This window comes from Pseudomonas sp. (assembly GCF_037994325.1).
Classification (GTDB): domain Bacteria; phylum Pseudomonadota; class Gammaproteobacteria; order Pseudomonadales; family Pseudomonadaceae; genus Aquipseudomonas.
Map to the genome: position 1 here is coordinate 1 of NZ_JBBNAH010000380.1, position 2606 is coordinate 2606.

The 2606-nt window shown below is 59.6% G+C and carries 3 protein-coding genes; 1 reads left to right on the forward strand and 2 read right to left on the reverse strand.

Annotated features, from left to right (window positions below):
* Positions 1 to 281: 281 nt before the first annotated feature.
* Positions 282 to 530 carry a DUF3077 domain-containing protein gene (locus tag AAAB16_RS12870; protein ID WP_340663679.1) on the forward strand — a complete coding sequence of 83 codons (249 nt, stop codon included), beginning with the start codon at positions 282 to 284 and terminating at the stop codon, positions 528 to 530.
* Between the two features lie 65 nt (positions 531 to 595).
* Here AAAB16_RS12870 and AAAB16_RS12875 read toward each other — a convergent pair whose 3' ends face one another.
* Together AAAB16_RS12875 and mgrA are read right to left on the reverse strand one after the other, a co-directional pair.
* Positions 596 to 1528, reverse strand: coding sequence for a sulfonate ABC transporter substrate-binding protein (locus tag AAAB16_RS12875; RefSeq protein WP_340663680.1), 933 nt, complete (start codon positions 1526 to 1528; stop codon positions 596 to 598).
* A gap of 2 nt (positions 1529 to 1530) precedes the next feature.
* Positions 1531 to 2571, reverse strand: a complete 1041-nt coding sequence (gene mgrA, locus AAAB16_RS12880) for an L-glyceraldehyde 3-phosphate reductase (protein WP_340663681.1) — start codon at positions 2569 to 2571, stop codon at positions 1531 to 1533.
* Between the last annotated feature and the right edge of the window lie 35 nt (positions 2572 to 2606).

The window sequence follows — 2606 nt, forward strand, 5'->3', positions numbered from 1 at the left end:
GCGCAGCGGAGGGCCAAGGTAGGGGCAAGCCCTTTTGCTTACTTTTGCCTGGGCCGGCATTCCGGGCGACTGGCAAAAGTAAGTCGCGCGTAAGGCGCGAAACAAAACGTTCAGCCCACGCGGTAAAACAGAATAGCGACATTTCCCAGAGCACCAGCAACAGCCAAAAACCCATTGCCAACCCTCCAAAGCCCGCCCTATAGTCCCGCCGTCGCTGCCTATCAGCGATCGGGTTTGGCGACCCGAATATCGGAAGCTTCTAAACATACGGAGCTTCACCAATGAATGACCATTCAAAAGTAACCACCGCCCTACCCTTCGACATCCTCGACAGCACCCCGCTGTTCTCGGTCAATGCCGGAGTGCCTGTAGAAGACGCCCTCGAACGCGCCGCCGACCTGATGCTCTACGTAGAACGTCTGTCCGCCGCCGATGCCTTTATCGATAAAAGCATCGAATCCGGCATCGTTCAGCACCTGAGCGAAATGGCCAAAGCGCTAACCAAAGCGTCCAACGGCAAAACCGCCTAAAAGCGCTCGCCGCGCGTGCAAAAAAGGGGATCTGAGATCCCCTTTTTAACCAACACGCATGCCGTTTACGGCCGCCACACCGCCGCCTCAACGTCCAATTTCTTGGGCAATAACCGATTAGCAAAAAACAAATCCGCCGTGGCCTGTTGCGCCTGAATAATCTCGGCACTCAGCGCAATCGGTGGCGATGCCGGGCGGTGGCTGAAGGTGCGTTCGATCACCGCTGGCGGCAGGCCCATAAAGCCGGCGAGCAGTTGAATGCTGGCGGCTTTGTCGCTGCGGGTGAGCGCTTCGGCTTTGCCCAGTTCATCCAGCAATGCGGGAATAAAAGCAGGGTTAGCCTCGGCGTATGGCCGCGCCGCCAGGAAGAATGGTCCGATCAAGCCCAGCCCTTCGCCATTGGCCAGCACGCGCGCTTTGCCTTCCAGCTCCAGGGCTGAGTAGTACGGGTCCCAGATGACCCAGGCGTCCACACTGCCCTGTTCAAAGGCGGCGCGGGCGTCGGCGGGCGACAGGTAGACCGGCTGAATATCGGTAAATTTCAAACCGGCTTTGTTTAACGCACGCAGCAGCAGGTTGTGCGAGCTGGAGCCTTTTTGGAAGGCAACCTTTTTGCCTTTAAGCTCGGCCACCGACTGAATTGGGCTGCTGTTGCCGACCACAATCACTTCCGCTTGCGGCTTCGCCGGTTCGGCGGCGATATAGAGCAAATCGGCGCCGGCCGCCTGGGCAAACAGCGGCGGAATATCGCCGGTGGAGCCAACATCCAAGGCGCCGATATTCAGCGCTTCGAGCATTTGCGGGCCGGCCGGAAATTCGATCCATTTGATCTGGGTGTTGGCAAAGCGCTGTTCCAGCAGTTTGTGTTCTTTGGCCAGCACCAAGCTGGCCGAGCCTTTTTGGTAGCCGATTCGCAGGCTGGCGGGGTCGGCCGCCAGGCTTTGCTGAGCGATAGCGAGCACGCCGAGCAGGCAGGCGGCTCTTTTTAGAAAACGCATGGTTATTCCCAGTCGGTGGAGGGTTTTTCCCAGAGGTTGATCCCGCCTTCAACGGCGAAGCGGTCGATCTCGGCCAACTCCTCAGTGCTAAAGGCCAGGTTGTTTAGCGCGGCGACGTTTTCGATGATCTGCTCCGGGTGGCTGGCGCCGATCAGTGCGGAAGTGACCCGTGGGTCGCGCAGGGTCCAGGCCAGGGCCAATTGCGCCAGACTTTGGCCGCGGCGTTTGGCGATTTCGTTAAGGGCGCGGGCGCGTTCGATATTGGCTTCAGACAAGTGCGAGGGCAGCAACGAGCCGCCGCCTGGGCGATTGACGCGGGAGTCTTGCGGCACGCCGTTGAGGTATTTGTCGCTGAGCAGGCCTTGGGCCAGGGCAGTAAAAACAATCACCCCGGCGCCAACTTCCTCGGTGGCATCGAGCAGGTCTTTTTCGATCCAGCGGTTGAGCAAGTTATACGCCGGCTGGTGAATCAGCAGCGGCACGCCACGCTCACGGAGCAAGGCGGTGATTTCCCGGGTTTTGCCGGCCGAGTAGGAGGAAATGCCGATATACAGCGCCTTGCCCTGTTCAACAATGCTGGCCAGCGCACCAGCGGTTTCTTCCAGCGGGGTCAGCGGGTCGAAGCGGTGCGAGTAGAAAATATCGACGTAGTCGAGGCCTAAACGTTGCAGGCTCTGGTCGAGGCTGGAGATCAGGTATTTACGCGAGCTGCCGCCCTGCCCATACGGGCCTGGCCACATGTCCCAGCCGGCTTTGCTGGAGATGATCAGCTCATCGCGGTGAGCGCTGAAATCTTCCTTTAACAGGCGGCCGAAATTGGTTTCGGCGCTGCCATAGGGCGGGCCGTAGTTATTGGCCAGGTCGAAGTGGTTGATGCCCAGATCGAAGGCGGTGTGCAGCAACGCGCGTTGGGTGGAGATTGGCGTGGCGTCGCCGAAGTTATGCCACAAGCCCAGGGACAAGGCCGGTAACACCAAACCGCTGCGGCCGACGCGGCGGTACGGCATGGTTTGGTAGCGGTCGGGGTTGGCGAGGTAGGTCATGGGATGTCCCTTAGGTGGAAATTGGCTGGTTTCGT